1 protein-coding gene and 1 pseudogene are annotated in these 1366 nt (G+C 52.7%); both read right to left on the reverse strand.

Annotated features, from left to right (window positions below; translation table 11 throughout):
• Positions 1-81 precede the first annotated feature (81 nt).
• Complete coding sequence (locus AC2VLY_RS09835; RefSeq protein ID WP_486893331.1) at positions 82-1125, reverse strand: ATPase, T2SS/T4P/T4SS family; 1044 nt, start codon at positions 1123-1125, stop codon at positions 82-84.
• Positions 1118-1366: pseudogene (locus AC2VLY_RS09840) on the reverse strand (type IV pilus secretin PilQ); the annotation flags it as partial. The gene AC2VLY_RS09835 and the pseudogene AC2VLY_RS09840, both read right to left, overlap by 8 nt.

Consider the following 1366-nt stretch of genomic DNA (forward strand, 5'->3'; position numbering starts at 1 on the left):
AGAAAGTTACCAACTTTATTTATTTTTGAAAATTTCGATGTACCAATTTTACTGGCTTAGGTCAGATAAAAGTTACCATCTTTATTTGTTTCCCACAGTTTTACCGGAGCCGGTAGGTCCAGTCACCAGAATCATGCCATAGGGACGGTGGATGGCGTCCTCAAAGGATTTGCGTTGTTCCGGGAAAAACCCCAATTGTTCAATAGGCACCCGGGAGCTGGCCGGATCCAGCAGCCGCAGGACAATGGTTTCCCCGAAACTGGTCGGCAAGAAAGACACCCGAAAATCAATGACCCGAGCCGGCGGCACCCGCACCCGCAAACGCCCATCCTGGGGCAAACGTCGCTCGGAAATATCCAGTCCGCACATGATTTTCAATCGGGACGTAACACCGTCCTGGAGATCCTTCGAGGGATTGGCCGCGTTACTTAAAACACCATCCAGCCGATACCGCACCCGGAAATCCTTTTCGTAGGGTTCCAAATGAATATCCGATACGCCTTTGCGAATGGCATCCAAAAGCAGTTGCTGGACAAAACGCACCACGGGCGCATCTTCCGCAGTGGTTTCGCTATCCAGTGACAAATCGACTTCTTTTTGCGCGTCTGCTTCCGCATCAGCTTCACTATCGGCGGGCTTTTCCAGAAACACCGCGTCAATGCCCGTTCCGGCATCCGTAATCAGGTGGACTGCACGCATCAGTTTGTCGGCTTCCACGAGTATCGGCATCACCTGCCAACCGGTATGGAACTTGATATCTTCCACCGCTTTAAAATCGGTCGGGTCAGCCATCGCCAGATAGAGCGTCTCGCCGTGCTGAGATAGAGGCAATACGACATAGCGGTTCATCAATTTTTTATCGATGCGGCTGAGCAACAGATCATCCAACTGCACCGCATCCAGATCCAGCATGGACATCCGGTAACGCCGGGACAGATAGGCCATCAGGCGGGCTGCAGGTATCAGATCTTTCTTAACGACATGGAACAGCACCGGCACATGCGCCAGTCGGGCTTCCTGCTCAACCGCCGTCCACTGATTTTCGTCGAGGGCGCATAGCCCATCCTGCGAAAGCCCGCGCAGAACAGGATGGCTCCTGATCGGCGTGACTTCAGATTCAGCCACTCAGCGCATCATCCCCGCCAATCACTTCCGGCGTGATGAACACCAGTAATTCGGTTTTGGCAACACTGTGCACTTCACTTTTGAACAGCCATCCCAACAAGGGGATGTTTTTCAAGACCGGAATCCCCGACTGGTTATGCGTGGAGGTGTCGGTATAGATGCCACCGATAACGACGGTCTGACCATTATTGACCAGCAATTTGCTTTTGACTTCCTGGGTCGTGATGGGAATCCCGGACGG

The organism is Acidithiobacillus sp. TH-A36 (assembly GCF_057473445.1).